Annotated in this window: 30 protein-coding genes and 1 pseudogene; 14 read left to right on the top strand and 17 right to left on the bottom strand. The window is 60.3% G+C overall.

The window, feature by feature from the left end; genetic code table 11:
* Positions 1 to 92: 92 nt before the first annotated feature.
* The 3 genes from C8E00_RS05205 (at position 93) to C8E00_RS05195 (ending at position 2874) form a co-directional block, all read left to right on the top strand.
* Complete coding sequence (locus C8E00_RS05205) at positions 93 to 746, top strand: hypothetical protein (RefSeq protein WP_133695341.1); 654 nt, start codon at positions 93 to 95, stop codon at positions 744 to 746.
* Between the two features lie 631 nt (positions 747 to 1377).
* Positions 1378 to 1581, top strand: a complete 204-nt coding sequence (locus C8E00_RS05200; protein ID WP_011506055.1) for a cold-shock protein — start codon at positions 1378 to 1380, stop codon at positions 1579 to 1581.
* Positions 1582 to 1926: 345 nt separating this feature from the next.
* Complete coding sequence (locus C8E00_RS05195; protein ID WP_133695339.1) at positions 1927 to 2874, top strand: DUF808 domain-containing protein; 948 nt, start codon at positions 1927 to 1929, stop codon at positions 2872 to 2874.
* An 80-nt stretch (positions 2875 to 2954) separates the two neighbouring features.
* Here the strand turns inward: C8E00_RS05195 and C8E00_RS05190 are convergent, their stop codons facing one another.
* The 5 genes from C8E00_RS05190 to C8E00_RS05170 form a co-directional block, all read right to left on the bottom strand.
* Entirely contained in the window at positions 2955 to 3632 is a 678-nt protein-coding gene (locus C8E00_RS05190) for a maleate cis-trans isomerase family protein (protein ID WP_166638254.1), read from the bottom strand.
* A gap of 133 nt (positions 3633 to 3765) precedes the next feature.
* Complete coding sequence (locus C8E00_RS05185) at positions 3766 to 4248, bottom strand: nucleoside deaminase (RefSeq protein ID WP_133695333.1); 483 nt, start codon at positions 4246 to 4248, stop codon at positions 3766 to 3768.
* 84 nt (positions 4249 to 4332) lie between these two features.
* A complete protein-coding gene (locus C8E00_RS05180; protein WP_133695330.1) occupies positions 4333 to 4725 on the bottom strand; it encodes a DMT family transporter in 393 nt (130 codons plus the stop codon).
* A gap of 67 nt (positions 4726 to 4792) precedes the next feature.
* Positions 4793 to 5116 carry a DMT family transporter gene (locus C8E00_RS05175; protein WP_208291880.1) on the bottom strand — a complete coding sequence of 108 codons (324 nt, stop codon included), beginning with the start codon at positions 5114 to 5116 and terminating at the stop codon, positions 4793 to 4795.
* Between the two features lie 66 nt (positions 5117 to 5182).
* A complete protein-coding gene (locus tag C8E00_RS05170) occupies positions 5183 to 5830 on the bottom strand; it encodes a DsbA family oxidoreductase (protein WP_133695328.1) in 648 nt (215 codons plus the stop codon).
* 353 nt (positions 5831 to 6183) lie between these two features.
* Here C8E00_RS05170 and C8E00_RS05165 point away from each other — a divergent pair, with 353 nt between their 5' ends.
* The 3 genes from C8E00_RS05165 to C8E00_RS05155 all read left to right on the top strand — a co-directional run bounded on the left by C8E00_RS05165 (position 6184) and on the right by C8E00_RS05155 (position 8398).
* Entirely contained in the window at positions 6184 to 6618 is a 435-nt protein-coding gene (locus tag C8E00_RS05165; RefSeq protein ID WP_133695325.1) for a MarR family winged helix-turn-helix transcriptional regulator, read from the top strand.
* A 216-nt stretch (positions 6619 to 6834) separates the two neighbouring features.
* A complete protein-coding gene (locus C8E00_RS05160; RefSeq protein WP_133695323.1) occupies positions 6835 to 7311 on the top strand; it encodes an NYN domain-containing protein in 477 nt (158 codons plus the stop codon).
* Between the two features lie 82 nt (positions 7312 to 7393).
* Positions 7394 to 8398, top strand: coding sequence for a virulence RhuM family protein/type II toxin-antitoxin system death-on-curing family toxin (locus tag C8E00_RS05155; RefSeq protein WP_133695320.1), 1005 nt, complete (start codon positions 7394 to 7396; stop codon positions 8396 to 8398).
* Positions 8399 to 8558: 160 nt separating this feature from the next.
* Here C8E00_RS05155 and C8E00_RS05150 read toward each other — a convergent pair whose 3' ends face one another.
* The gene (locus tag C8E00_RS05150; protein WP_133695318.1) at positions 8559 to 8951 is read right to left on the bottom strand and encodes a hypothetical protein; all 393 of its coding nucleotides are present in this window, start codon (positions 8949 to 8951) and stop codon (positions 8559 to 8561) included.
* Positions 8948 to 10333, bottom strand: coding sequence for a PAAR domain-containing protein (locus C8E00_RS05145; RefSeq protein ID WP_133695316.1), 1386 nt, complete (start codon positions 10331 to 10333; stop codon positions 8948 to 8950). The genes C8E00_RS05150 and C8E00_RS05145 overlap by 4 nt, the downstream gene beginning before the upstream one ends.
* A 107-nt stretch (positions 10334 to 10440) precedes the next feature.
* Here C8E00_RS05145 and C8E00_RS05140 point away from each other — a divergent pair.
* Positions 10441 to 10686: pseudogene (locus tag C8E00_RS05140) on the top strand (NYN domain-containing protein); the annotation flags it as partial.
* Between the two features lie 47 nt (positions 10687 to 10733).
* On the opposite strand, the gene C8E00_RS05135 reads toward C8E00_RS05140, so the two are convergent.
* The gene (locus tag C8E00_RS05135) at positions 10734 to 11138 is read right to left on the bottom strand and encodes a RidA family protein (RefSeq protein WP_011506063.1); all 405 of its coding nucleotides are present in this window, start codon (positions 11136 to 11138) and stop codon (positions 10734 to 10736) included.
* A 165-nt stretch (positions 11139 to 11303) separates the two neighbouring features.
* On the opposite strand from C8E00_RS05135, the gene C8E00_RS05130 reads away from it, so the two are divergent.
* The 4 genes from C8E00_RS05130 (at position 11304) to C8E00_RS16600 (ending at position 13417) form a co-directional block, all read left to right on the top strand.
* Positions 11304 to 12233, top strand: a complete 930-nt coding sequence (locus C8E00_RS05130; RefSeq protein WP_133695313.1) for a LysR family transcriptional regulator — start codon at positions 11304 to 11306, stop codon at positions 12231 to 12233.
* The gene (gene rhuM / locus C8E00_RS16830; protein ID WP_208291879.1) at positions 12167 to 12415 is read left to right on the top strand and encodes a RhuM family protein; all 249 of its coding nucleotides are present in this window, start codon (positions 12167 to 12169) and stop codon (positions 12413 to 12415) included. Before C8E00_RS05130 ends, rhuM begins: the two co-directional genes overlap by 67 nt.
* A gap of 112 nt (positions 12416 to 12527) precedes the next feature.
* The gene (locus C8E00_RS05120; protein ID WP_133695311.1) at positions 12528 to 13271 is read left to right on the top strand and encodes a zeta toxin family protein; all 744 of its coding nucleotides are present in this window, start codon (positions 12528 to 12530) and stop codon (positions 13269 to 13271) included.
* Positions 13268 to 13417: a hypothetical protein gene (locus tag C8E00_RS16600; protein ID WP_166638253.1), complete on the top strand. Its 150-nt coding sequence runs from the start codon at positions 13268 to 13270 to the stop codon at positions 13415 to 13417. The genes C8E00_RS05120 and C8E00_RS16600 overlap by 4 nt, the downstream gene beginning before the upstream one ends.
* A gap of 272 nt (positions 13418 to 13689) precedes the next feature.
* Here C8E00_RS16600 and C8E00_RS05115 read toward each other — a convergent pair whose 3' ends face one another.
* The 4 genes from C8E00_RS05115 to C8E00_RS05100 all read right to left on the bottom strand — a co-directional run bounded on the left by C8E00_RS05115 (position 13690) and on the right by C8E00_RS05100 (position 17893).
* A complete protein-coding gene (locus C8E00_RS05115) occupies positions 13690 to 14079 on the bottom strand; it encodes a GFA family protein (protein WP_133695309.1) in 390 nt (129 codons plus the stop codon).
* Between the two features lie 285 nt (positions 14080 to 14364).
* On the bottom strand, positions 14365 to 15597 hold the full coding sequence (locus C8E00_RS05110) for a nucleoside permease (protein ID WP_133695306.1): 1233 nt from the start codon (positions 15595 to 15597) through the stop codon (positions 14365 to 14367).
* Positions 15598 to 15626: 29 nt separating this feature from the next.
* Entirely contained in the window at positions 15627 to 16706 is a 1080-nt protein-coding gene (locus tag C8E00_RS05105; RefSeq protein ID WP_133695303.1) for a sugar phosphate isomerase/epimerase family protein, read from the bottom strand.
* A complete protein-coding gene (locus tag C8E00_RS05100) occupies positions 16703 to 17893 on the bottom strand; it encodes a Gfo/Idh/MocA family protein (RefSeq protein WP_133695300.1) in 1191 nt (396 codons plus the stop codon). The genes C8E00_RS05105 and C8E00_RS05100 overlap by 4 nt, the downstream gene beginning before the upstream one ends.
* Before the next feature lie 212 nt (positions 17894 to 18105).
* Between C8E00_RS05100 and C8E00_RS05095 the strand changes: the two genes are divergently transcribed.
* Entirely contained in the window at positions 18106 to 19104 is a 999-nt protein-coding gene (locus tag C8E00_RS05095; protein ID WP_133695297.1) for a LacI family DNA-binding transcriptional regulator, read from the top strand.
* Between the two features lie 30 nt (positions 19105 to 19134).
* Here C8E00_RS05095 and C8E00_RS05090 read toward each other — a convergent pair whose 3' ends face one another.
* Positions 19135 to 20334: a phospholipase D-like domain-containing protein gene (locus C8E00_RS05090; RefSeq protein ID WP_133695295.1), complete on the bottom strand. Its 1200-nt coding sequence runs from the start codon at positions 20332 to 20334 to the stop codon at positions 19135 to 19137.
* A gap of 224 nt (positions 20335 to 20558) precedes the next feature.
* On the opposite strand from C8E00_RS05090, the gene C8E00_RS05085 reads away from it, so the two are divergent.
* Complete coding sequence (locus C8E00_RS05085) at positions 20559 to 21281, top strand: YrhK family protein (protein ID WP_133695293.1); 723 nt, start codon at positions 20559 to 20561, stop codon at positions 21279 to 21281.
* 417 nt (positions 21282 to 21698) lie between these two features.
* On the opposite strand, the gene C8E00_RS05080 is transcribed toward C8E00_RS05085, so the two are convergent.
* Positions 21699 to 23210, bottom strand: a complete 1512-nt coding sequence (locus C8E00_RS05080; protein ID WP_133695290.1) for a DUF2252 domain-containing protein — start codon at positions 23208 to 23210, stop codon at positions 21699 to 21701.
* A gap of 56 nt (positions 23211 to 23266) precedes the next feature.
* On the opposite strand from C8E00_RS05080, the gene C8E00_RS16785 reads away from it, so the two are divergent.
* A complete protein-coding gene (locus tag C8E00_RS16785; RefSeq protein ID WP_341765843.1) occupies positions 23267 to 23476 on the top strand; it encodes a DUF2256 domain-containing protein in 210 nt (69 codons plus the stop codon).
* 205 nt (positions 23477 to 23681) lie between these two features.
* Here the strand turns inward: C8E00_RS16785 and C8E00_RS05070 are convergent, their stop codons facing one another.
* From C8E00_RS05070 to C8E00_RS05060, 3 genes are all read right to left on the bottom strand, one after another.
* Complete coding sequence (locus C8E00_RS05070; RefSeq protein WP_133695288.1) at positions 23682 to 24068, bottom strand: type II toxin-antitoxin system VapC family toxin; 387 nt, start codon at positions 24066 to 24068, stop codon at positions 23682 to 23684.
* A complete protein-coding gene (locus C8E00_RS05065; RefSeq protein WP_133695286.1) occupies positions 24069 to 24308 on the bottom strand; it encodes a type II toxin-antitoxin system Phd/YefM family antitoxin in 240 nt (79 codons plus the stop codon).
* 146 nt (positions 24309 to 24454) lie between these two features.
* Positions 24455 to 25114 (bottom strand): GntR family transcriptional regulator, encoded by a 660-nt coding sequence (locus tag C8E00_RS05060; RefSeq protein ID WP_133695283.1) that lies wholly within the window; start codon positions 25112 to 25114, stop codon positions 24455 to 24457.
* Positions 25115 to 25182 lie beyond the last annotated feature (68 nt).

Genomic DNA, 25182 nt, shown 5'->3' with positions numbered 1-25182 from the left:
GCCCAACAGGTCGCTGCAGTTGACCGCCTATAGCGCTGCCGCGCTTCGGCCGTCAACTGAGCTTTGGCGTTAGGCGACAAAGAGGTGCAATATTGAAGGCCATTTCCTCATACAGAGCCTTGGATCGCCTGGGCAGAGAGCGTCTCTCCCCCAATTTCTTCATGAGGGACTTTCTTTATAGTGAAATATCGAACTTCTATGGCGTACCGAACTTCCCGAGCGACCCCGAGCGAGCGTTGGAAGCAGGTCGCCACTTGTGCAGCCAGCTCCTAGAGCCGCTAAACGCGACGTTTGGGAGAGTAGAAGTGCGCTCGGCGTACCGTTCGGAGAGCGTGAACGCCCTTGGAAACGAGAAAGGGTTGAATTGCGCCAGCAACGAAAAGAACTATGCGGGCCATATTTGGGACGTTCCCGATGCTGACGGATACATCGGCGCCACAGCTTGCATCGTCATCCCGTGGTTCGCATCACGGTACGCTGCAGGCGCAGACTGGCGCTCCCTCGCTTACTGGATCCACGACCACCTGCCGTACAGCGAGCTGGAGTTTTTCGACGGCCAAAATATGTGCGCCTTCAACATCAACTGGCACGAGCGCCCGAAGAAAAACATCACTAGCTGGCTCAACCCGCGCACACTCATGAAGTCTGGCCATACTGCAGGTCCGTTCGAGGAGTGGTACGCCGGCTTCCCCAACCTCTCTGAAAGCCGATACGAGAAGCTTGGTGGGGCGACAACGATGGTCTAACCCGTGCGTTATACATTATAAAAATCTCAATGGCCGCTTCTGGCCGTTAGCTGACCGATAGTACGGCAAGGGTGGATGTTAGGCCCCGCGAAGTAATGGTCCGGATCGCGTTGAATCTCGGCCATTCCCGCCCCCCGTCAGACCATGAATATCACGCCGCTGTCACGCTGGCCCACGGCTCGTGAGCTGCCTCTGAAGGTTGGATACCAACCGATGCAGGGCGGTTCACGAGCCGGGGTTTTGCTTTTTTGGCCTTGCAAGCCACCGCAGTGCCCGGTGAGCGCAAGCGGACGCGCATTGGCGAAGTTGTCCGCAGCATCACTGGATGATGTGTGTGCCGCCGCTGGGCGTGCGGCGACGAAGGCGTCTGCGTTGGTTGAGTAAGTGACTGCTGTCTCCAGGTGATCCAAGGCTGTTACACGCCATATCGCCTCGCGGGCTTGATATCGATACCCCCATTGACTACTCCTAGCCAGCATGAAACGATGTCTCCCGTTGGTTAGCAAGTCGTATATGTCAGTTGTACTCGAATCGTTCGGTAGTCTGGTTATATCCCCTTGTTTGGCCCACTTCATCTGGGGTAGTACCCGGCAATTGTAGTAAAAGCGCTTTCGCGCTGAGGAATTCGAAAATGGCAACTGGCACAGTTAAGTGGTTTAACGACGCAAAAGGTTTTGGCTTCATTTCGCCCGCCGAAGGTGGTGACGATCTGTTCGTCCATTTCTCCGAAATTCAAGCTGAAGGCTTTAAATCCCTGCAGGATGGTCAAGAAGTCTCGTTTGACGTGACTCAGGGCAAGAAAGGCCTTCAGGCTTCAAACGTAAAGGCTCACTAACTTTGGGTTAGCCTGCGCTGTCGAGCCGCAAGGCTTCGAGCACCAAAGCCCGCTTCGGCGGGCTTTGGTGTTTCTGCGTGCCCAAAACGCGAGATTTCGCCTGACGTTGAGTTTCCAGCATCGCTATTTGCTACCTGCCTCGCCCACCTTTCACCGCACATGATGAACGTTCTTCCCTGACGCCAGGCCCCTGCTGATACTGGCTAGCGCCATGACTCAAGTGCCTTGATGATGAACCCCCCGGTGAGAAATGGTCAGCGGTGCCTTTGGGGAAAAGTGGTCATCCACCCCGGCAGCAGCCATGTGCTTTACTATCGTTACCTTTTATTGATGCAGGAGGCTTCCATGATCGGCGGCTTGATAGGACTACTGGATGACATCGCCGCATTGGCGAAGTTGTCCGCAGCATCACTGGATGATGTGAGTGCCGCCGCTGGGCGTGCGACGGCGAAGGCGGCCGGGGTGGTGGTCGATGATACGGCGGTGACCCCGCAGTACCTGCAGGGGGTAACGGCGGAGCGCGAACTCTCGATCGTAAAGAAGATCGCGCTGGGGTCGATCCGCAACAAGCTGATATTTATCCTGCCGGTGGCCTTGCTGCTGAATCACTTCTTGCCCGGGCTATTGCCGATCATCCTGATGGTGGGGGGTACCTATCTGGCTTTCGAGGGCGCGGAGAAGGTCTGGCACAAGCTCTCCGGGGAGCAGGATGACGACAAACCGTCGGTCGAAAAGGGGCCGGAAGCCGAGAAAAAGATCGTCAGCAGTGCCGTTCGGACCGACCTGATTCTGTCCGCCGAGATCATGGTGATCGCGCTTTCCGCCGTCTCCCATCAGGGATTCTGGTCGCAGCTGGCGAGCCTGGTGGTGGTCGCGTTTTTCATCACCATTCTGGTGTATGGCGTGGTGGCGCTGTTGATCAGGATGGACGATCTCGGCCTGAAACTCGCCCAGCGCGATAGCTCAGGCATTCAGACGCTGGGCCGTAGCCTGGTGACTGCCATGCCCAAGGTGCTGACGACCATCTCGGTCGTGGGAACCGTCGCCATGCTCTGGGTGGGCGGGCATATCCTGCTGGTCAACCTGGGTGCCGATGGCACGGGCTGGTTCAACGCGCCCTATGCGTGGGTCCACCATGTCGAGCAGGGCATCGCCGAGGCAACCGATGGCCTGGGCGGCATGCTGGGCTGGAGCTTCAATACGCTGTGCTCTGCGTTGATCGGCTTTCTGGTGGGCTCGGTCGTCGTGGGCGTGCTGCACTTCATCCCCTCCAGGAAGGCGCAGACCGAATAGGTACGCGCCGCGAAGGACGTATCAGGCCTCACATAGCCCGCCACTCGGCGGGCTTTTTGTGGTGTCGAGCTCTGTGCGAGCTACGCGTGGAACAGCCTGCCATATCCTTCAATATTCACTTTGGCACTAATGGAACGCAAGGCGTCCCAGAGTATGACTTGGTTACCGGTGAGCATTGATACACCGAGGGTCTTTTCTACGGCGTCGATAATGCCCACTGAGCGTTGGCCATTGCCACCGATAAAGACGGCGTCTGCATCCGATGCGTTGACTATCTTGGCGATCCAGTCATACAGGCTTTGTGGTGTGATGTACTTCTGGCCGCTGGGTAGCCCACACGGGGCATGGTGCACCACACGAAACCCAACTGCTTCGAAGTAGCTTGCTCCGAGTCCATCCAAGTCGGTGTCGAACCACGGCGGGTTGACTATCGCTAGCCTCTTGGCGCCCAGCTTGGCTAACGCTCGCTCTGCAGAAAGACAAGTAGAGACCAGAGGAAGGTCGCGAGCCCGGGGGCGTAGCCGCTCGATAAGGGCACGCTCTCCGTCGGGCCCGTGCTTGTAGGCTGAACTGGTGAAGGCCAGGCATACAGCATCGAGTGGCGAGGCGGCCAGGCTTTCTACTGCTTCATCGACATAGGGTGTCTCCGCAAACGAGGCCACTGGAGCATGAGGGATTTTTTCATCCATTTCACCGCCAGCTCGCATGGCTGAGAAATACAGGCGACTGCCATGGATGGTGATGTCCTCAGTGGCCATCGCCTGGATCTCTGCTTCCGGCCCAACATCGGCATGCGGGACCACGGTGCCAATACGAATCGAACGGTTCCATCCATCGGGGCGGGCAGGGCGGCAGTGTTGTTACCGGCCTGGGCCGGGCCCAGTGGGGTACTCACAGGAAACTCCTTTTTCTTCTCCAGAGGGTAAACGGCTCGAATGCCTGGGTAGTGGCGTGTTTGTGTACCTTCATCGGCCACTGGTTGGGGAAATGCGCCAGCATCTGGTACGAACCTCGGTAATCGAAGCCCGCTTCGGCGGCACCGTCCCGATCGACCGCATAGATCACCTCGTCGATACCTGCGAAGAGTGCGTTCAGGTAGCACATGGCACAGGGCTCGCCGGAAGCCAGGAGCGTCTTCCCCCGCAATTGGCTGGCGCCGACGTTACGACACGCGTCTCTGATTGCCTCGACCTCCGCATGGGCGGTCGGGTCGTGATGTTCAAGAACGCGGTTTACGCCACGTCCCAGAACCGTGCCGGAGTCATCAACGACAAAGGCCGTGAAGGGGATGCCGCCACTACGGACATGCTCAGTGGAGTAGGCAACGACATCATCCATGAGCTGCGAGAAGCGATCAGTTGGGCTGGTGGACATCAATGTCTCCCGACGGGGTGGATCTTCCACGAAAGGACAAATGGCTTGTGGCTGCTTGCCCTTTCGAGCGCGTTTGAGCATCGTTCAGGACGCTACGAGGCCTGATTCATCGGCTTGTAGCTTCGCGCTACTGGCCAGTTTCAGCCAGATGACACCAGCGATAATGACGGCGAGCCAAAAAGCTTGGGTCAGAGTCAGGGGCTGCTCGAAAAGCACGCTGCCGAAAATAGCCGAACCTACCGCGCCGATGCCTGCCCATACGGCGTAGCCAATCCCCACATCGATCGTCTTCAGGGCAACACTGAGCGCGTACAGCGTGAGAAGGAAGAAGACGATGGCCGATATCGACCAGCTCAGAACGGTAAAGGCTTCGCTACCGGCCACACTCAAGGCATAAACGATTTCGAAAGCGCCGGCGAGCAGTAGCGCGAGCCATGCACGACCGTTGTTGGCTTGAGGAGTAGATGTGTTAGTCATGTCGATTTCCTTTGATTTAGTGCTGATGTCATAGGTACCGCCATTGCGGCCACTGCTTGATTTGTCCTTACGCTGCTCCGCTCAGTCGAAGCCCAATGACACCGCCAATGACCATGGCGATACCCGAAAGCTTTCTTAGGTTGAGCCGTTCTTGGAAGAAAATCGCACCCAAGATGACGATCCCGACCCCGGCAACGGAGGTCCAAATTGAGTAGCCCACGCCGACGTCGAACTCGAGAAGAGCGAGGCTGAGAAAGAAGGTGGCAATGGCCCCGCTGACAAGCGTGGCGACCGTCCACCAAAGGCGGGTGAATCCCTGCGCGTTTCCTGCAGAGAAGGCGACGGAAATTTCAAAAAGGACGGCGACGCCGAGATATAGCCAACTGATCATGATGTCTACTCCTACGGTTGTTGAACATGCTGTTTGAACGTTGTGGTTGGCCCCGTTGATGTGGGCCTAGCGTGTGGTGCCTGCGACCGCAGGACTAGGTTGGTGCGGGTTGTGGTCGGCCTCGGTCTTGGCTTGGTCAAGAGCCCGGCGCAATTCTCCCGGTGACGGCACGCCCCGGAACACCTGCTTGCCCACCACAATGGTGGGTACGGATGTGATAGCCATGTCATCCCGGGCATGACGCAAGGCCTCCCGGTGACGCTCCCGGTAAGTGCCGTTGGCCAGTACGTTCAGTACGGCCTCCCGCTCGAGCCCTACCTCGGCCCCCAGATCGGCTAGCACCTCTGGATTACCGATATCTTTCTCCTCCTGGAAGAAGGCTTTCAAAGCGCGCATCGAAAACGCATGCCCCAGCCCCTGCTCGTCGGCCATAGCGAAAACCTCAAAGGCCTTGTCGGTGCGTGGCTGCGGCGAGATAGCCGGTAACTTGATCGGCACTCCCAAGCGCTCGGCCATCGGATAGACCGACTTATTCCAGACCTGCGGCAAGTACGGATCCTCGCCGCGCAGGGTCGGTACCGGTTCGGGCCGCAGCTCGTAGGGACGCCATTTGATCTCGACATCGAGCCCTTGGGTCGCTTCCTCGACGATGTGTTCTGCCAGCAGGCAGTACGGGCAGACGTAATCGGTGTAGATAGTGATTTGCGTAGACATGTGCTCCCCGGATGTTTGTGCATACATGTAATGATTATCAAGGCACCGTTTCTCAGGCCTTGGCTTGCGACGGCGGTTTGGGCGCCCCGTGGATTGGTAAGCTGACGGCGCATGTGTTTGCATGTGCAAGTACTTTCGAGGTTAGGGCGGGCACGCCTTGCTGTCAATATGCTTGCGCATGCAAATAAATTGAATGCTATGTTTCAGCCCCACTCAAGCCACGGTGGCATGGGTGGCTACAAACACAGAGGCGCAGACTGGCCTGTAGGCAGGAATTCAGATAATATATGCATGTACAAGTATTTGCGTTAATAGGATAACGACAGCTTTGACAGCTTAGGATGAGAACAGAGATGCCACCGAAATCGGTAGTTTGGCAGCAGGTGAGGAATGTCTTCGAGTCGGTCGAAAATCAGGTGGCGAAAGCGCTGCAACGTGAGCATGGGCTCGGCCTGACCGAGTATCGCGCCCTGCACTTGTTATCCACGGCGCCGGATTCGGAGCTTCGCATGCAAGAGTTGGCTAACCGCCTGGGGCTGAACCAGAGTTCCGTTACGCGCTTGGTCGAACGCATGGAGCGCAACCAGTATACGATCCGTGACATGTGTCCTGATGACAAGCGTGGGGTCTATACCGTAATTACTAGCCGAGGAAGGCAAATTCAAGAAGAAGCTGGCAAGAACTACGATGCGTTTCTCGAGGCCGCCCTTGACGAAGTCGGCAGCCAGACAGCCAACAGCGATATCGTCGCTTGTCTGCGAAAAATGATCCAAGAGGCGGCGGCTTAACCCATTGAAGCCTGGCACGCCTCGGCTTCAATGACCTGCCGTATTGCGTGAGCTTTAGCCAGCAAGTCGCTGAACGGTGGCCTTTTCGTTGATGAAATCCAACCAACCCTCCAGCCCTTCCCCTGAAGCCGAGCTCGGTTATCACGTATCATGCAGTCAAGCCAACGCTCGCCTTCCGGGGCTGGCGCCTCACTGCCTGCCGGGGATCTCCTTGCCATGACACGCGTCGCCATCTTCGTGGATACCCAAAACGTCTACTACACCGTGCGCGAAGCCTACGGCAAGCACTTCGATTATCGCCGGTTCTGGGCGAGGGCGACGGCGAATCGTGAGGTGCTGGCCGCGCGCTGCTATGCCACCGACAAGGGCGACGCGAAGCAGCGCGAGTTCCAGAATATTCTCCGCTCGATCGGCTTCGAGGTCAGGCTCAAGCCGTTCATCCAGCGCGCGGATGGCTCCGCCAAGGGCGATTGGGACGTGGGCATCACGCTGGATGCCATCGAATACGCGGCACATGCCGATGTGGTGGTGCTGGTCTCCGGCGATGGCGACTTCGATCTGCTGGCGCAGAAAATCCGTGAGGTGCATGGCAAGCGCGTCGAGGTCTACGGCGTGCCCAAGCTCACCGCCAATTCCCTTATCAATGCCGCGAGCCAGTTCATCCCCATCGAGGGCGAGCTGCTGCTGGGGTGAGGCGCTGATGCTGAGTTGCCGGATTCGTCGGAAAGGGCGTGCTATGGTCGGTTAATCTTGAACTCACTCGAACAAGCCCGACATGAGCGAACAACCGCAGATCCTGATCTACGAGGATGCCGATAAGGCGGTCGACGTGCGTCTGGACGAAGGCCGCGAGACCGTATGGCTGACGCAGCGGCAGATGGCCGAGCTCTTTGATAAAGACGTTCGTACGGTTAATGAGCACGTGCTGAACGTTTACGAGGAAGGCGAGTTGGAGAGAGAGCCAACTATCCGGAAATTCCGGATAGTTCGCCAAGAGGGCTCGCGACAGGTCATGCGAGCCATCGAGCACTACAACCTGGATGTGATCATTTCCGTTGGCTATCGCGTCAAGTCTCAAGCAGGCACTCGCTTTCGCCAATGGGCAACGCGCGTCCTTCGTGAGCATCTCATCCAGGGCTGGACGCTGCATCAACAGCGCTTTGAGGCGAATGCCCAGGAGCTGGAGGCGGCGATGGCGCTGGTGCGCAAGGCGGCGCACAGCCCGGCGCTGGATGTGTCGGGCAGTCGCGGGTTGGTGGATATCGTCGCGCGTTACGCGCAGACGTTTCTGCTGCTGCAGCGCTATGACGAAGGACTATTGAGCGATCCCGACGTGCAGGCGGGCGGTCAGTTGCCTTCGTTGGCAACGGCGAGAGCGGCGCTGGACGAGTTGAAAGCCGAATTGATAGGACGGGGAGAGGCCACCGACCTGTTTGCGCGGGATCGAAGCGATGGGCTGGCCTCACTGCTGGGCAATCTCGATCAGTCCGTCTTCGGCGAGCCGGCCTACCCGAGTATCGAGTCGAAAGCTGCGCACCTGCTCTATTTAGTGATCAAGAACCACCCGTTCGCCGATGGCAACAAGCGCAGTGCGGCGTTTCTGTTCGTCGACTTCCTGCACCGTAATGATCGCCTGCTGTCATCGACAGGGGAGCCCGTGATCAACGATGTCGGTTTGGCTGCGCTGACGCTGCTGGTGGCGGAGTCCGATCCTGCCAACAAGGAGACGATGATCCGGCTGATCATGAACATGCTCGCCGACGATGCAGCATCCTCTTGAATTTAGGAGCGACAAAGATCCAAGGTATCGATCCGTTCATTACGCATCCTTCTCTTTATCGCCACCAGGAATCACTTCGAAGAGAATTCTTCGGTATGGGGGCTACCTTCCCGGTCTTGTTTCTATGGGACAGGGGTACCGCTATGATAAAGAATGATGACTATCGCATCAGCGAGATGAGCCCCGCCCAGACCCCAGATAGCATGACTAGCGGCATATAGCCGGCAAACACCCATACACAGAGACGAACGAGCCATCTTGGCGCTTCTTCGACAGCACGTGATCGATCCTCTCGACCTTCAAATACGTTGCGGCGATACCATCCAACATTGCGCAGCGCGATGATCCGGCCATAGGTACTGAGTCGATGGAACGATAGAGGAAGCCCTTTGAAAAGGCTCTCATTCTCCGGCAGCAATACGCTGAGAGCATCGTCGGCTCGATGAATGATCATCGGTGCCAGAATCACCCCGATGATGATGAGAACAAATCCAAGAGCGAGAAATGTCGCTCCACTGAAAACGAAAATGATCCAAAGTATCGAACCGTTCACTCTGAGCCCTTCTCTTCTCCGCCGTATGTCACCTCATAGATCACCTCGCCAAAGGTAGTTCCGGCACGATTCCCAACTTCGACGCCGGCAAACCCACCTGCACCCATAGAAACGATACTGCAAGTGAGCACACCAGCAGGATTACCGATGCCAAGACAAACGAGTCGACTGGCGACCTTGCCACCCACAGCACCAATAAACGAAAAACCTGTTCGACCAGCTAAGGCGGAGTAGCCGACGATCTGCGCCTTTCGGCACTGCTTGGTCGTTGAGTAAGCCGTGCAGGAGGATTTGACCTTGAGTTGCGTGGCTGTCACATCCAGCGCGATGCCGAGATACGTTGCCGCGTCGAGCGTTTTGGCGACGGAGCTGGCTTTTCTGATGCCATCCATGACGGTTGGCACATTGAATGTTGGGAAACCCTCGAACGCCTGTGATGCCCGATGAACGAGCTTGTTGGTTTTCACACCCAGCTTGAGCTTGAGAGCCTGTGCCGTTTCCGCAAGCTCGAATGCGCCCGCCATGAAGGATTGCGCCTCCCCCTGTATCTTCGACAGCAGCTTCTCGCCATTCGCCTTCACGTATTCCTGTCCTTGATCCCAGGCGTTGGCCAGGTCGTCGACGGCGTCAGCCGCTTGTGCCTTGAGCGGTTCCAGCGCTGTTGCAGTGACGCCCATCTCGGTCGAGGCATCACTCAGTGATTCGGATAGCTCGAGCATCGCCTCCCAGTTCGTCATCATGATGTCGGCTTGAGAAGGTTTTAACTGCTGGACTGAGGCCTGAATCATCCGCGCCTGGTCCTGCAATTGTTGTTCTTCGGCCATGCACATCTGATTGTCGGGATCGCTCAGCACAACCATGGACCCCGGCAGGACGTAATCGGGCAAGTGGCTGTTCAGCCGGTAGAACATCGCATCTACGTCAGGTGACGGGGAGGGCAGCAACTGCTGCTTGATTTGATCACGATAGCCCGCCTTGCGCACGATATGGAACCCAGGCTCGAGACCATCTTTCTCTTCGTCACGATGTCTGGCGTCGGCAGCGGCAACTGGATCGCGATGCGTGGCCGGCGTTGCCCTGGGCGCCGGCGCAGCATTCTCGCTGCCCAGCATGTGATAGCCCTGCGCCATCGATATCAGCCTAGCGCCACAGGCCGTTCGGCATCCGTCAAACGCTACGGCTTTGCCGTTGATTCGGATCGTTGGATGCCCCTCAACAATAGTCGTCACGCCGTTATGGCCGTCCTGTGGGCACGTCACCTTGTCGCCAACACAGGCCACGGCGACTCCATCAACGATGTAATTCTGCTGCCCAGTGATGACCTTGCCGCCATGACTTGTCGGGTCACCCACCCGAATCATGCCGTCGCCGGGTTTGAACATGTGGACTCCGCTTCAATATTGGTAAATATGGTCGAGGGTCTACTTGATGAGATCAAGTATAAGTATGTAATAAATAGTTTATGTATTATGGGGCGTGATGGAAGAGTGCGGATGGCTCCGCCAAGGGCGATTGGGACGTGGGCATCACGCTGGATGCCATCGAGTACGCGGCGCAGGCGGATGTGGTGGTGCTGGTCTCCGGCGATGGCGACTTCGACCTGCTGGCGGAGAAGATCCGCGAGGTGCATGGCAAGCGCGTCGAGGTCTACGGCGTGCCCAAGCTCACCGCCAATTCCCTTATCAACGCCGCGAGCCAGTTCATCCCCATCGAGGGCGAGCTGCTGCTGGGGTGAGGCGGCCAGCCGGCCCGCACCATCCGGCTGGCCCAGCGTTGGTTCGATCAACCGGCTGCTGATTCCGGCAGCTTCGCGATTACCTTGATTTCAAAATCGAAGCCATAGAGCCAGGTGACACCCACGGCGGTCAGCGTCGGGTGCGGCGCGCTCCCCCAGAACTCCGGCACCACCTTCCAGGCCGTCTCGAAGGTCGACTCGGGGTCGACCATGAACACGGTGACATCGACCACGTCGTCGAAGGTGCACCCCGCGGCCTCCAGGATCGACGTCAGGTTGTGGAAGGCGAGCCGGACCTGCGCCTCCAGGTCCGGCTCTGGGGAGCCGTCCTCTCGGCTGCCCACCTGGCCCGAGACGAATAGAAATCCATTGGATCGAATCGCCGGTGAATAGCGGTTCCGCTCGTAGAGCGCCTGGCGACCGGCCGGGAAAACGACGTCACGCTTGGTCATGTGCTGTCTCCGTCAGTGGGCCGCAGCGACCCGTGTCAACGATGGTGATAATTTAAGAGGCGGGCGGGCGCGGATAAACGCGCCAGCCTGGTCATCACTGTTTGTCGAGCACGAACAATCTCGAGGCACCCGGGGGCGCCATTTCGGAATCTATTTGGGAAAGCCATGGACCGTTTCGATGCAATGCGGGCGTTTGCGCGGGTGGTGGAAACCGGCAGCTTCACCAAGGCCGCCGACACCCTGCACATGAGCAGGACCAGCGTCACGCAGCTCGTGCAGCAACTGGAGGCACGCTTGCGTGTCAGGCTGCTGAACCGCACCACGCGCAAGGTCAACGTGACCGCCGACGGGGCTGCCTACTATGAGCGCGTGCTGAGACTGCTGGCCGACCTGGACGATGCCGAGACGAGCCTTTCCGGCGCTGCGAGCGAGCCGCGAGGCCGGTTGCGGGTGGACGTTCCCAGCCCGCTGGCGCGCATGATCCTGATACCGGCGCTGCCTGAGTTCCATGCCCGCTACCCGGACATCCAGCTGGACCTGGGCGTCAGCGATCGCATGGTGGACATCATCGATGAGAAGGTGGATTGCGTCGTGCGCGGTGGCGAGCTGACCGACCAATCGCTGATGGCACGGCGCATCGGCGACCTGCCGCTAGGAGTCTATGCCTCGCCCCGCTATCTGGAACGCGCCGGCTCGCCCGCGCACCCCGGCGACCTGGAGAATACCCATCACCGCGTGGTGGGTTTCCTGGGGTCCCGGCTCGGCAAGCCCTTCGCCATGCATCGCCGGGAGGAGAGCATCAAGGTACAAGGCCGCTACGTCCTGTCGACGGACGATGGCAACAGCTACCTCGCGGCGGGGCTGGCCGGCCTGGGCATCCTGTGGCTGCCGGACTACATGGCTAGGGAGCATCTCGCCTCGGGTGAGCTGGTCGCTCTTTTCGAGGATTGGCGGCTCGACCCGATGCCGCTGTACCTGGCGTATCCGCCAAACCGGCATGTCAGCGCGAAGCTGCGCGTGTTCATCGAGTGGATCGCCGAGCTGATGGCGCGGCATTCACCTGTCATCCACCCATCTTTCTCACGATCCACTTGAAAAATATCTACGCTGAGGAAGAGTTGGTGGAGGAGGGAACTTGTAAGAAATTCTTACAAGTTCAGATTGAAGGTAGCAGAAAGGTCGAGCGTGCGAGACTGCACTACAATCTCGCTGCCATCATTTCCGTCGGCTATCGCGTCAATTCTCGGCGGGAAAAGCAAGCCGCCTGCTGCTATTGAGTGGGAGATTGAAGCACTGCCTGGCATTATCCAGTAGTTTTGAAAAGGCTAGTCGAGAAGTCGGGTGGCCTTTTGCCGATAAGAGGGATGCCTCGCACTTTTGGAGACGTGCATGGTCGACGAAGAAAAGATCATAGCCAATGCGGTTGTGTTTGCCAGGCGTAATAAGAAGCGGATCGCACGTGCACGAACGGACACGAGACGATACGAACCCGAAGAGCGGCCTATCTCAATCTTCATGGCGGGCTCACCCGGAGCGGGAAAGACCGAGATCGCCAAAGAATATGTTGCCGCGCTCGATGAGCTAAAGGCGGAAGGGGTCGACGGACTCGGTAACATACTGCGGATAGACCCGGATGATTTGCGGGAGGAACTGCCAGGCTATACCGGCGACAACTCTTGGCTGTTCCAGGGTGCCGTGTCGATCCTAGTGGAGAAAATCCACGATCTCATGCTGAAGCAGCGGCAGTCGTTCATACTGGATGGTACTCTGGCGAGCTTCGACATCGCGAGCAAGAACATCGCTCGTTCGTTGCAGAAAGCTCGGGATGTGCAGATATTCTATGTCTATCAACATCCTCGATTAGCGTGGCAGTTCGTGTGCAGCCGCGAAAAGGTCGAAGGGCGCCATATCCCGCTCGAAGGCTTCATCCGGCAATTTCTGGATGTTCAGGAAGTGGTGAGCCGGATCAAACGGGATTTTGGCGAGCAAGTCGTCCTGGACATGATCATAAAGAACACGGATGGCACGAATCAGCACTGGGAGTCAGATATCGACTTGATTGATGCTTACCTGCCTGAGCGCTACACTTGTGAGCAGTTGGAAAGCCTGCTGACAGGCGAGGATGAAACATGAAAGATCGAATCGCGAAATCGACCCCGTTGACACAGTTTGCGCGTCATACGACCGCTGAGCAGAAGCAGGCGATGCGCAAGAAGGTCATCGACAATGCCATTGCTCGTCAGAAGCGTGTCCTTGAGCAGGCGAAGGAGCAGCACTGACGGATGACGGACCATTGCGCTAGTCCCACCGTGAGATGAACACCATAGGAACTCGCCCGCTGGCGGGTTCTTTTTTTGGTGCGCCAGGCGGCGCATAGCCCCCGAGAATTTTGGTCGCGAGGCCGTGTCTCTTGTGCTCAACATAATCGACGATCAGGGTGACGCAGCGGACACGCATCGCATCATGCCCTCGAGCGGGTGGTACGAGAGAGCACGGTACAGGCGCTCGTTGTGGATCGAGACCGGTGTGGTCCAGCAGTGGCCTTGCTCGGTTAATCGTCAGTCCCGGGCGGTGTGCGGTCTCGTTCGTGACGCTCTTCGAGCGGAAACGGCGGCAGCCAGTGTTCACGCCGAAGGGTCCATAGCTCATAGGTCGGCATGAATCGATCGGGGGCATCGAGCGTCCCCAGGTGAACTTCGACCTCGTCATCGCTCATCGAGAAGACCGACGAGCCGCAGGTGGGACAAAAGTAGCGTCCCTGGTACTCGTGTGGCTCGCCTTCGATGGTCACCGCTTCCGGAAGGTAGTCGGCGGCGGCATAGAAGAGCGCGCCGTGATGCTTGCGGCAGTCCATGCAGTGGCAGATGCCGACTCGAAGTGGCTCGCCATGCGCAGTGACTCGGATCTTGCCGCACAGACAGCCGCCAGTTGATGATTTCATGGTCGATTATCCTGATGAATCAGAAACGTTGTCGCCTCTCGGCCCCCTGCTTGAATCACCGATGCACCCCGTCCAGGCGTTCGGACGCGTCCTGGGTGCAGTCTGCGTGGATGGGGGCATCATGGCATCGGGGTTTGAAATTTCTACATTACGCTCACTCATGGTGAACGAAAAATGCTTTTCGTAATCGTTTCTCTCGTGGCGCGCAGCGTGGTCAGCACTGCCGATTCGTGAAGTCCCGGCCGTGTCCGCCGGCATGGCGCCGGCGAACCGATCGCAGCCCTTTCAGGTACGTTTCACCTCGGGCGCTTGCCTGGCGCCATGCTTGTCCTTGAAGGTCACCAGGAAGAGCAGCAGGACGGCGAGAGCGAAGCACGCGGGGAACAGCCAGATGCCTTGCCAGTCATGACCGCCGGCGGTGGCGTAGTGCTCGGTGATCAGGCCGGCGACCCAGAAGCCGATCAACATGCCGACCCCGTAGGTGGCCAGCGTGATCATGCCCTGGGCGGCGCTCTGGAAGCGTTCGCCGGCGCGGGCATCGGTGTAGATCTGTCCCGAGACGAAGAAGAAGTCGTAGCACACGCCGTGCAGGGCGATACCGATCAGCAGCAGGTAGACGCCTTCACCGGCATCGCCGACGGCGAAAAGGGCGTAGCGCACGGCCCAGGCCAGCATGCCGACGATCAGCGTGATCTTGATGCCGAAGCGGTGGATGAAGACTGGCAGCAGCAGCATGAAGAGGACTTCCGAGACCTGCCCCAGGGTCATCTTGCCGGTGGGGTTGGCCACGCCGATCTCCGCCAGGAAGGGATTGGCGTTCTGGTAGTAGAAGGCCAGCGGAATGCAGATGAGTACCGAGGCGGCAAAGAAGATCGCGTAGTTGCGGTCATTGAGCAGTTTCAGTGCATCGAGCCCGAGGATCTCCTTCAGCCCGCTCTTGCGGTTGTTTGCCTTGGGGGGCGTGGCGGGCAGGCTGAAGCAGTAGAGGCCCAGTGCCAGCGAGGCGATGGCACACATCAGGAAGGTGTTGCGCAGCGCGCCGCCGGCGATGGCCTCGGCGCTGTCCCAGGAGAACAGGTAGCTGATCGCCAGTCCGGCGAGAATCCAGCCGATGGTGCCCCAGACTCGAATCCTGGCGAATTCCTGCGAGGGGTCGCGCATCTGGCGGAAGGAGACCGAGTTCACCAGCGCCAGGGTGGGCATGTAGAGGATCATGTAGACCAGCACCAGTGGATAGAAGGTGGTGAAGTCCTGGGCGCGGTAGAGGCCGAACATCAGGGCGGCGCCGGCCAGGTGCAGCACGCCCAGGATGCGTTCGGCGTTGAAGTAGCGGTCGGCGATCAGGCCGATGATGAAGGGCGCGATGATCGCGCCCCATGACTGGGTCGAGAAGGCCATGCCGATCTGGCCTCCGCTGGCGTCCAGGTTCCGGGAAAGAAAGGTGCCCAGGGTGACGAACCAGCCGCCCCAGATGAAGAACTGCAGAAACATCATGATGCCGAGCCGTGTGCGTAGCATGGCGAACCCTCGTTATTGTGTGTCGGGTGTCAGTGCGTCTCGTCGAGCCCCAGCAGGCGCCGGTTGCGCCCCGGGTCCGAGCCGGTATCGGCGAAGTCGTCGAAGGCCTTGTCGGCCCGCTGGATCAGGTGTCGGTCGATGAAGGGCGCGCCCTCGGCGGCGCCCTGGGCGGCGTCCTTGAGGCAGCATTCCCACTCGAGCACCGCCCAGCCGTCGTAGCCGTACTGGGTGAGCCGCGAGAAGATGCCCTTGAAGTCGACCTGGCCATCGCCCAGCGAGCGGAAGCGGCCGGGGCGGTCGACCCAACCCTGATAGCCGCCGTAGACCCCGCTGCGGGCGCTGGGCGTGAACTCGGCATCCTTGACGTGGAACATGCCGATCCGCTCGTGGTAGCGATCGATGAAGCCCAGGTAGTCGAGCTGCTGCAGCACCATGTGGCTGGGGTCGAAGAGGATCTTCGCCCGGGGGTGGTCGTCCACGGCGTCGAGGAAGCGTTCGAAGGTGGCGCCGTCGTGCAGGTCCTCCCCCGGGTGAATCTCGAAGCACAGATCGACGCCCTGCTCGTCGAAGACATCCAGGATCGGCCGCCAGCGACGGGCCAGTTCGGCGAAGCCTTCCTCGATCAGCCCCGCCGGCCGCTGCGGCCAGGGGTAGACGTAGGGCCACAGCAGGGCACCGGAGAAGGTGCCGTGTGCTGTCAGCCCCAGGCGCCGGCTGGCGCGGGCGGCGAGCTTGAGTTGCGCCTCGGCCCAGTGCCGGCGTGCGTCCGGCCGTCCATGCAGGTGTGGTGGGGCGAAGCCGTCGAAGAGTTCGTCGAAGGCGGGGTGCACCGCCACCAACTGGCCTTGCAGGTGGGTGGAAAGCTCGCTGATCGCCACACCGGCCTCGGCGCAGCGTCCGGTCAGTTCGTCGCAGTAATCCTGGCTGTCGGCGGCGAGTTCGAGATCGATCAGGCGTGGATCGACCGTCGGCATCTGGACGCCACGATAGCCGAGCGAGGCGGCCCAGCGGGTGATGGTGTCGAGATCGTCGAACGGCGGGCGGTCGTCGAGGAACTGGGCGAGAAAGAGCCCCGGCCCCTTGATGCCGCTGTCGTGCGTGCCTGTCATGTCGTTGCCTCTGCGTCATGCCGCTGGGAAATGTCAGCGAGCGAGGTCCACTTGGCGGTGCCGGCCTGGCTTTCCAGCAGGGCCTCGATGAAGGCCATGCCGCGCAGGCCCTCCTCCATGCCGGGGACGCCCGCGGCGGCGCCGCGTTCGCCACGCCGGACGGCGTCGGCGAAATCGCGATAGAGGTTGGCCAGGGCCTCCAGGTAACCCTCGGGATGGCCACCGGGCAGGCGCAGGCGCTGCAGGGCTTCCGGCGCCAGGCCGGGCTGGTCGATCCCCGCGCGCAGTACGCGCATGGGCTCATCGAGGCGCCGGTGGATCAGGGTGTTGGGCTCCATCTGCTGCCACTCCAGCGCGCCGCGATCGCCATACAGGCGGATCTTCAGGGCGTTCTCCTCGCCGGTGCAGACCTGGCTGGCCATCAGGGTGCCGCTGGCGCCTTCGGCGGTGCGGAACAGGGCGTCGCCGTCGTCGTCCAGGCGCCGCTGTTCGCCATGGATGCCGAGGGCGGCGCACAGCTCGGTGACGTGGTGTCCCGAGATGAACTCGGCGAGGCCGAAGGCGTGGGTGCCGATGTCGGCCATGCAGCCACTGGCACCGGCAATGGCGGGGTCGGTGCGCCATCCCGCCTGCTTGTTGCCGGTGCCCTCGAGGTTGGTGCCGAGCCAGCCCTGGGGGTATTCGACATGAATCTTGCGCAGGGTGCCGAGTTCGCCATCACTCACCAGACGGCGTGCCTGCCAGACCATGGGGTAGCCGAGGTAGGTGTGGGCGAGACCATAGAGGCCCTGGCACGCCTCGAGGGTGGCGGCGAGTCGGCGTGCGTCCGCCAGGGTGGTTGCCGCCGGCTTCTCGCAGAAGACATGGAAGCCCGCTTCGAGCGCGGCCTGGCTGATGGGCACGTGCAGGTGATTGGGCGTGACCACGACCAGCAGATCCATGCGCTGGTCGTCGGGGAGTCGGCGTTCGCCGTCGATCAGTGACTGCCAGTCGGGGTAGAGGCGCTGTGCCGACAGGCCGCAGGCCTCGCCGGTACGGGCGTTGTTGCCGGGGTCGCGGCTGAAGCTGGCGCAGACCAGTTCCAGCTCGCCATCCAGGGCGGCGGCCAGGCGATGCACCCGACCGATGAAGGCACCTTCGCCACCCCCGATCATGCCCATTCGCACGCGTCGTTTTGCTGTTGTCATGCATCCTCCACAGGAATCGTCTGGACCGGCTTGATCTGTTAATGTAACCGGTTACATTTCACCGAAAACTAGCCCGTGAACCGCTCGGGTTCAATGAGACCTAGGTCGCAGTGTGGCGGGCGGAAGTAGCGGTGAGCCAGGGGCGATGATGCAGTAGACTGGCGCGCATGATGAGGCCGAGGTAGGCGACGAGGGGAGGTAGACAGTCAGGCATGACCAATATTCGCAAGGTGGCCGAGTTGGCCGGTGTGTCGGTGGCGACGGTGTCGCGCGCCTTGAAGACCCCCGATGTCGTTGCGCCGGGAACGCGTGACAAAGTATTGGCCGCCGTCGAGCAGGCCGGCTATCGGCCGAATCTCACGGCGGTGCAGTTCCGCTCGCAACGCACCCGCAACCTGGTGGTGCTGGTGCCGACCATCGCCAACACCTTCTTTGCGCGGGTGATTGGCGGCATCCAGGAAGCGGCGCAGCGGCGGGGATACGGCATTCTGCTGTGCAATACCCTGGGCGATGAACGTACCGAACGGGCCTATGCCGGCATGGTATCGACCCGTCAGGCCGACGGCCTCATCCAGTTGCGCGCCTATGATCCCTTCACCGCCTCGGACGGCAAGGCGCGGCCACCGATGGTCAACGCCTGTGAGGTGCTCGACGCGGCGCCGTGCCCCACCGTCAGGCTCGACAACCGAGCCGCCGCCCGGGCGGTGACCGAGCATCTGCTGACATTGGGGCACCGCCGTATCGGCATGATCAAGGGGCCACGCAACAGCCCCTTGACCCGGGACCGTCTGCTGGGCTTTCAGGATGCCCTGGCCGTCGCCGGCCTGTTGCCGGACGAGAGCCTCGTGTGTCCCGGTGATTTCACGCCATCTTCCGGGTACCGGGCGGCGGGCGATCTGCTGTCGCGAGCCGATCCCCCCACGGCGATCTTCTGCGAGAACGATGAAATGGCCATGGGCGCCATGCGGCGCCTCAAGGAAGCGGGGCTGCGGGTGCCCGAGGACATCTCGGTGGCGGGATTCGACGATATCGCCTTCGCTTCCTTCTGCGATCCTCCCCTGACGACCATCGCCCAGCCCGCCGAGGAATTCGGCCGCGAGGCCGTGGCCCTGCTGCTCGATAGCATCGATGGTCGGGATGCCACAGCGGATGAGCACCGCATCATGCCTTTCGAGCTGGTGGTACGCGAGAGCACCGGGCCGGTCGCTTGATGCCGGAGGCACGAGACGAGTCGTGATGCATCACATCTGATGCCGAAACAGGCCCATCGTCTTGGCTTTTATCTTTCTGAAGAGGCCATGCCGGCGGAAATCCTCGGCACGCAGCTCCTCGGCGCGTGAGCAGTCCTCCTCGAAGTGGCGATCGAGCTCGCTCAGTACCGTCTCGTCCAGAATGAGCAAGGCAACTTCGTCGTCCTTGCTCATGGAGCGCTGATTGAAGTTGGCGGACCCGACGCAAGCGACCTCGTCGTCCACCGTGACGACTTTGGCATGCAGCATACTCGGCTGGTAAGCCCACATCCGCACCCCTGCCTTCATCAACGGCACATACTCATCCTCTTGCGCCAGTTGGGCCACGCGATGATCGTGATAAGGCCCCGGCACCAGTACCTGTACATCCACCCCGCGCTGCACCGTTTCCTGCAGAAGCTTCACCATGGCGGCGTTGGGTACGAAATAGGCGGTGGTGATACGTACTTTATGGCGCGCCATCGCAAGCAGGACGTGAAAGGTCGTGGCGATGGGGCTCCAGTTCACTGCCGCCGCCGTCTTCATCACGCGGATTCGGCTCTCGCCGGCCGGCTGGGGCGCTTGTGCACGGGCCATCCGGGCCACGTCGTCGCGCACTGCACGCCCCGATTCCACCCAATTGTCGATAAAGGCTGCCTGTAGCCCCTGGACCGCGGGCCCCTCGATCTGGAAGTGGGTATCCCGCCACTCGTTGGGGTCGCGTGCATCCCCTTCCCATTCCTTGGCAATGCCGACCCCGCCGGTGAAGGCGATGCGGTCATCGCAGACCAGTACCTTGCGGTGGGTGCGGTTATCCAGCTCCCAGAGTTTCCAGCGCACGGTGGGACGAAACCAGACGATATCCACACCTGCCGAGCGCATCTGCTCGACCAGGGCCTTCGGCATCTTCAAGGCGCCGATGGCGTCAAGGATGACCCGTACCCGAACGCCGGCCCGAGCGCGTTCGGTCAGCGCCTGGGAAAACTGCTCGGCGATGTCCCCTTGCCAGTAGATGAAGGTGAGAAGCTCCACGCTGACGCGTGCCTGACGGATCGCCTCGAGCATGGGCGGGAATATTTCGATGCCATTGCGGAGCACGCGTATGCGGTTGTTGCTGCTGAAGGGATCTCCCAGTGTCGCTTCAAGCACCTGTTGATAGTCGATCGAATCCGGTTCGGTATCTGCCGAGGGCTGGTCCAAGGCGGCCTCCATTGCATCTTTCCGTCACGTTTTAGCCACAAGCCAACCAGCCTGCCATGAGCAGATAAGCCACGGTACGGGGGTCAGAATGAGCGCTTAGGGGCCAAGGTTAGTTCACGACCGGACCGGCGGTCCATGTCGGCCGGTGCCGCCCATCTGGCCACTCCATCTCCACCTTGCGGTCCAGAGTGCTGTGGTTATGCTATGCATCCAAGGCTGACAGACACGGAGTTCGCATGCCCCACCACATCACGAATAGACGACGCAGCTACAAGACTGAAACGAAGAGCTTCTTCTGGGAGGGGCTGAATGCTTCGACCTACATCATCGGGGCACTGTGTTTCGTCGTGGGCAGCGTCTTTTTCCTGCCCATGTACCAACAGTATTCGGCGGCCGCCGCTTGGCTGTTCATCATTGGCTCGGCGGTCTATCTGATGGTCGTGGTGCATGATTTCATCGAGCTGACCATTCATTACCGGCGCAACAAGCGACACGGTCGCAAGACGATGCTGGAGTTTTTGACCTCGATAGGCTACGTCATTGCCAGTGTGCTTTTCCTGGTCGGCAGCGTCTGTTTCCTGCCCAGTGTGTTCAAGGAAGCCTGGGGGGCCTGGTGTTTCATCATCGGCAGCGCCCTGTTCGCCTTTGGGGCGGCGATCAGCGTGACGCAGATTACCCGCGCAGGCACGCTGATCGGGTTGCAACTCCTGAATGCCGTTGCCATCTGCTTCGTCATGGGATCGGTCTTGTTCTTGATCCCTTCCATTCCCTACCTTTGGCCCGATGATCATTCCAGGCTCGCCGAGAAGCTGTTTACTTACCTGGCCAGCCAGTTCATTTTCGCCAGTGTTTTGTTCCTTGGTGGAGGCGTGGCCAACTTCTATCGCGCCTATCGAATGCATCGCCATCATGCTTCTGACGGCCACGCTGACAGCCAGGCTGCCCATCAGGCCCGATGAGCAAGCCAGCAATGCATGCTAAGGCTCATTCCCGCGACCGGTAGTGGGCCTAGGTGTGTAGCGGCCTTGTTGACCAGCTCATTGATATTGGCCATGACGGTCTGTGGCCTGATGGACTGCACGGTCTACGGCGCTCAGTGCCAAGTTCAGACCACTGAGCGAGGCGCCGCGGGCGCTACACCGCACGCGTGATTCAGGTGATGACCACCACCTGCCTGAGAAATGAGTATTTAAAGTTTCATTTCATAGCCTTGTGGGTACTAAGATGCCCATCTTCTTGCTATCCCATGCAGGCCGCATCATAGCGAGCATTTGAGTACTCACAAGCCGTCTAATGAGTCTTGAAATGCCCAATTTGATGAGATGGCAATGAAGCGGCCGCGCAGCTACTCCCGCGTCACCAAGCAGACACTTTACTCACCGATGCACCCAGTCCAGGTGCTCGAACGCGCCCCGGGCGTGATCCTCGCGGAACATCTCGTGGTCTCGGTGCAGGCGGTCGGCGGCTTCGGTGGCGAATTCCACCATGTCCTCGGCGAACAATGCCGGCGGGCCGATGGCGTTGAGGATCGCGGGTTCGATGTCGTAGTCGAGCTTGCCGGATTCGTCGGAGAGGGCGTGCACGGTGGCAAGCACGCCGCCGCAGATATGGGCGTATTCCTTCCATTCACGCTTGGAAAGCTCGTCGAGGTCGATGTCGTCGCGGAACGGCGCGCGCTCGCGGGATAGATAGCTGTGCCCCTCGAAGGTGACGTGGCCATAGAAGACATCACCGCGTATCAGGTGCACGGCCTGGGCATGGCTGATGCGCTCGGCGAGGGTATCCATTTCGTAGGCGGAGGGTGGCACCAGGCCGGAAAGGGCCGAGCGCCGGGCCTGCTTGTACTCGATGATCAAGTCGTCCGTGCCGTCGCGCCGGGGGCCTTCGATCAGCACGTAATAGCGGTTGAGCCCCAGCGAGGCGGTGCCCTGACCGAGGCGGATCGCCACGTCCTTCACGTGCATGCCATGCTTGTCTCGCGCCTTGGCGCGTGCCGGCACCTCGATCTCGTTTTCCTCGATCAGCCGATCGGTGATCGCCTGGAATTCGTCACGGCGCGACGAGATCGGCACCAGCTTCTTGGTCGGGCGGAAGCCGCTTCGGGTCTCGTCGAGATAGTCGTCGGCGAGCCACTCGGCACGGTCTTCATCGGCGTCCTCGAACAGCTTGCGGATGAGCGACGGCGCGTTGTCGTGACGCATTTCTTCGTCTCGCTCGGTGCCTTCGTGGGCCAGCCGCTCCATCGTCTCGATGTAGCCCTGCACGAAGCGGCGCACGATCTTGACGCGATGCTTGTGCTTGAGCTCGCCCTCGGTTTCGGCGGCGATCATGAAGCCGACCGCGCCGCGTTTGATATCCCAGGTGAAGGGCGCGTAGTAGGCCTCGTCGAAATCGTTGACCGAGAAGATCGGCACGTTGTCCACGTTGGGCATGACGCCGAAGTTGCCGGGGTGAACGTCACCGAGCGCGAGCACGGTGGGCATCCAGGCGTCGTCGCCGGCCATGTCGCGGTAGAACAGCAGCCCTGTACCGCGAAAGAATGAAAACAGCGAGTCGGAGAGCTGGTCGAACTTGGCGCCGGCTTCCTCGCACCCTTCCGCGATGCGTGTCTGGTGGTCCTCGCGCAGCGTCTGGCGCACGTGCCGACGACGCTCGAACCCGGTCAGGACGCGCGGGCGCAGCACGAACTCGCCGGCCGCCACTGCCTCGGCCAGGCGCTTGAACGTCTGGTAGCGCGTCGCCACCACCGGCGCGGCGGACTCTTCGAACGGCTGACGCTCGAGCGCCGCCGCCAGTTCCGCCTTGCTCATCTTCGAGCGTCCCGCGACCTCTTGCTGTTGGGCTTGCTCGTAGAGTGCCTTGCGCGTCGGTTCCGATTCCTGGCTCATGCATCCCCCTTGCCTGTCCTGGCTACCGTGATGTCGTTAGATCTTTGCCTACCAGCATGCACGACTTGGGCGGAGGGTGCATGTTCGCTATGGTGATCCGGCCATCTTCGGGAGACGCCTTGATGCCGCATCGCAAACCTCACCTCCCCACCAAGATTTGCCCGGTGTGCCAGCGCCCCTTTGCCTGGCGCAAGAAGTGGGCGCGGGATTGGGAGCATGTCATCTACTGCTCGGCCCGATGTCGCCGCGAGAAGAAGGGATGTTGAGTTGTCATGATGCCTGGTTGAGTACCCTCGGCTGGCAGGGCACGCTTTGAATCGACCCAGCGCCCCCAGAAACCAGCGCTGGGCGATGTGCTCCTGCTCCAAGCGTAGTGCGGAAATCGTAGTCCATGAAGCGGGTGCCGAGGAACCAATGAACGTGTAGTTTCACAGAACCGGGCTGGCAGTGACAATAAAGGCAGGCCCTGCTTCAGATCCGCCTGATCGGCCCGGGGTAGCGAGCCACCATCTCATCGCGGGTCAGCAGTAGAATCCCTTCGTACTCCGCCTGGGCCACCAGGATCCGGTCGAAAGGGTCGCGATGGATGGGCGGCAGATGACTGATGGCGAGCGTATGGCTGCTGATGATCGGCAGCTCCTCATAGCCGTTTTCCACCAGCCCACGCCGGAAAAGGTGAGGGTCGACCTGGAAAGCGGGCTTGCCCAAACCGTTCTTGATCGTCACTTCCCAGATACTTGCCGCACTGAAAAACAACCGATTCTCCGTATCCTCGATCAGCGCTCGAGCCTCCACCGATAGGCGCTCGGGGAAACCCGCCGCCCACAGCAGCACATGCGTATCCAGTAGCAGGTTCATTCAAACCTCGAAGGAATCGGCAATGTCCGTTTCCCCGAGGCGGTCAAAGTCCTCCGGTACACGTATCTGCCCCTTGAGAAATCCCAGGCGACGACCCTTTACGGGCTCCGGCGCATCGATGGCGATCACCCGCGCCATTGGCTTGCCGGCCTTGGCGATGATGAAAGGCTCACCCTTCGCGGCCTTGTCCACCAACTGGGAGAGGCGCGTCTTGGCGTCGTGCATATTGATGATGTCCATGACACCTCCGGGCTTAGTCCAATTAGCTTAGTCTTGCCTGAAGGCCCAGGCAAATCACCACCATGCCAATCATAGTAAGGGTTAGGCCCAACCGGTATAGCTGAAGAACATACCAGTTTGAAAGCGTCCATCATTGTGCGGCTTCGTCATTCCAGCAGCAGCATGCCCTGCTCGATATCCGCGGCAATCGCCTCGCAGAACGACGCCAGGTCGCCGCGCCTGAGCGCCTGGGTCACTTCGCGATGATAGTCGTCGGCGATGCTCGATGCGCCCCAGCGCGTGCAGATATAGCGCATGCTGGGGCCGTATTGCAGCCAGAGTATCTCGACCAGTGGCAACAGCACCTGCGATTGGCTCAGGCGGTAGATATGGAAGTGAAACTGGTAATTGCCGCGCATGTAGCTGACCAGGTCGCCCTGGGCGATGGCGTCGTTGATCTGCTCGTCGATCCGTTCCAGGGCTTCGATATCGGCGACCCCGATATGGTCGAAGGCCTGGCGCGACACCTCGGTTTCCAGGTTCTTTCTGGCGAACAGGATTTCATGAAACCGGTCATGGCTCAGCTCGGGGACGATGATCTTGCGGCTGTCGGAGAAGATCAGCGCGCCCTCCGTCACCAGCCAGCGTATCGCTTCGCGGGCCGGCATGGTGCCGATGTCGTATTCCGCGGCGATGCGCCGAATCGAGATCACTTCACCGGGGGTGAAATCACCCTCGCAAAGACGCACGCGCAGGGCCCGGTGAAGCCGGGTCGAGGCGGTATCGGGCGAAAAAGCCGTACGACTGGCGGTTGATTCCGTGGTCATGCGATGTGCCAAAGCCTTTTACGAAATGAAAGTCCGAGCCAGGCGTTCCAGCTTAACGTAACTGGCGG

Source organism: Chromohalobacter marismortui (genome assembly GCF_004364315.1).
GTDB classification, from domain to species: Bacteria; Pseudomonadota; Gammaproteobacteria; order Pseudomonadales; family Halomonadaceae; genus Chromohalobacter; species Chromohalobacter marismortui.
Note: the sequence above shows the minus strand (reverse complement) of the source record. Positions and strands in the feature narration are given on the sequence as shown.

Bases quoted from the DNA above. Each gene is read 5' to 3' on its own strand.
- C8E00_RS05200 (WP_011506055.1), top strand. From the start codon at position 1,378: ATGGCAACTGGCACAGTTAAGTGGTTTAACGACGCAAAAGGTTTTGGC.
- C8E00_RS05195 (WP_133695339.1), top strand. From the start codon at position 1,927: ATGATCGGCGGCTTGATAGGACTACTGGATGACATCGCCGCATTGGCG.
- C8E00_RS05190 (WP_166638254.1), bottom strand. From the start codon at position 3,632: ATGGCCACTGAGGACATCACCATCCATGGCAGTCGCCTGTATTTCTCA.
- C8E00_RS05185 (WP_133695333.1), bottom strand. From the start codon at position 4,248: ATGTCCACCAGCCCAACTGATCGCTTCTCGCAGCTCATGGATGATGTC.
- C8E00_RS05180 (WP_133695330.1), bottom strand. From the start codon at position 4,725: ATGACTAACACATCTACTCCTCAAGCCAACAACGGTCGTGCATGGCTC.
- C8E00_RS05175 (WP_208291880.1), bottom strand. From the start codon at position 5,116: ATGATCAGTTGGCTATATCTCGGCGTCGCCGTCCTTTTTGAAATTTCC.
- C8E00_RS05170 (WP_133695328.1), bottom strand. From the start codon at position 5,830: ATGTCTACGCAAATCACTATCTACACCGATTACGTCTGCCCGTACTGC.
- C8E00_RS05165 (WP_133695325.1), top strand. From the start codon at position 6,184: ATGCCACCGAAATCGGTAGTTTGGCAGCAGGTGAGGAATGTCTTCGAG.
- C8E00_RS05160 (WP_133695323.1), top strand. From the start codon at position 6,835: ATGACACGCGTCGCCATCTTCGTGGATACCCAAAACGTCTACTACACC.
- C8E00_RS05155 (WP_133695320.1), top strand. From the start codon at position 7,394: ATGAGCGAACAACCGCAGATCCTGATCTACGAGGATGCCGATAAGGCG.
- C8E00_RS05145 (WP_133695316.1), bottom strand. From the start codon at position 10,333: ATGTTCAAACCCGGCGACGGCATGATTCGGGTGGGTGACCCGACAAGT.
- C8E00_RS05135 (WP_011506063.1), bottom strand. From the start codon at position 11,138: ATGACCAAGCGTGACGTCGTTTTCCCGGCCGGTCGCCAGGCGCTCTAC.
- C8E00_RS05130 (WP_133695313.1), top strand. From the start codon at position 11,304: ATGGACCGTTTCGATGCAATGCGGGCGTTTGCGCGGGTGGTGGAAACC.
- C8E00_RS05120 (WP_133695311.1), top strand. From the start codon at position 12,528: ATGGTCGACGAAGAAAAGATCATAGCCAATGCGGTTGTGTTTGCCAGG.
- C8E00_RS16600 (WP_166638253.1), top strand. From the start codon at position 13,268: ATGAAAGATCGAATCGCGAAATCGACCCCGTTGACACAGTTTGCGCGT.
- C8E00_RS05115 (WP_133695309.1), bottom strand. From the start codon at position 14,079: ATGAAATCATCAACTGGCGGCTGTCTGTGCGGCAAGATCCGAGTCACT.
- C8E00_RS05110 (WP_133695306.1), bottom strand. From the start codon at position 15,597: ATGCTACGCACACGGCTCGGCATCATGATGTTTCTGCAGTTCTTCATC.
- C8E00_RS05105 (WP_133695303.1), bottom strand. From the start codon at position 16,706: ATGACAGGCACGCACGACAGCGGCATCAAGGGGCCGGGGCTCTTTCTC.
- C8E00_RS05100 (WP_133695300.1), bottom strand. From the start codon at position 17,893: ATGACAACAGCAAAACGACGCGTGCGAATGGGCATGATCGGGGGTGGC.
- C8E00_RS05095 (WP_133695297.1), top strand. From the start codon at position 18,106: ATGACCAATATTCGCAAGGTGGCCGAGTTGGCCGGTGTGTCGGTGGCG.
- C8E00_RS05090 (WP_133695295.1), bottom strand. From the start codon at position 20,334: ATGGAGGCCGCCTTGGACCAGCCCTCGGCAGATACCGAACCGGATTCG.
- C8E00_RS05085 (WP_133695293.1), top strand. From the start codon at position 20,559: ATGCCCCACCACATCACGAATAGACGACGCAGCTACAAGACTGAAACG.
- C8E00_RS05080 (WP_133695290.1), bottom strand. From the start codon at position 23,210: ATGAGCCAGGAATCGGAACCGACGCGCAAGGCACTCTACGAGCAAGCC.
- C8E00_RS16785 (WP_341765843.1), top strand. From the start codon at position 23,267: ATGCACGACTTGGGCGGAGGGTGCATGTTCGCTATGGTGATCCGGCCA.
- C8E00_RS05070 (WP_133695288.1), bottom strand. From the start codon at position 24,068: ATGAACCTGCTACTGGATACGCATGTGCTGCTGTGGGCGGCGGGTTTC.
- C8E00_RS05065 (WP_133695286.1), bottom strand. From the start codon at position 24,308: ATGGACATCATCAATATGCACGACGCCAAGACGCGCCTCTCCCAGTTG.
- C8E00_RS05060 (WP_133695283.1), bottom strand. From the start codon at position 25,114: ATGACCACGGAATCAACCGCCAGTCGTACGGCTTTTTCGCCCGATACC.